Here is a 208-nt window from a genome sequence, read left to right as displayed (position 1 = left end):
CGACGACGTTGATAGGCCGGATGTGTAAGTGCAGCGATGCATTGAGCTAACCGGTACTAATGACCCGTGAGGCTTAACCTTACAACGCCAGAGGCGTTTTTTGAGAGACGCGAGTAGATTTTCAGCTTTGTTCATCCGGATAAAAGAATTAGCGATGTCCTGCGGAGTTAAGTCCGAAGGATTTTGCGCTGAGGCAAGGCGCCGACCG

The 208-nt window shown here is 51.0% G+C and carries 1 rRNA gene; it reads left to right on the top strand.

What is annotated here, in order from left to right:
* Positions 1-81: ribosomal RNA gene (locus tag WFP70_RS26750) — 23S ribosomal RNA — on the top strand; the annotation flags it as partial.
* Positions 82-208: the final 127 nt, after the last annotated feature.

Origin of the sequence: Pantoea sp. USMM079, from assembly GCF_037153115.1 — a bacterium.
GTDB classification, from domain to species: Bacteria; Pseudomonadota; Gammaproteobacteria; order Enterobacterales; family Enterobacteriaceae; genus Pantoea; species Pantoea communis.
This window is presented reverse-complemented; position numbering and strand designations above follow the sequence as displayed.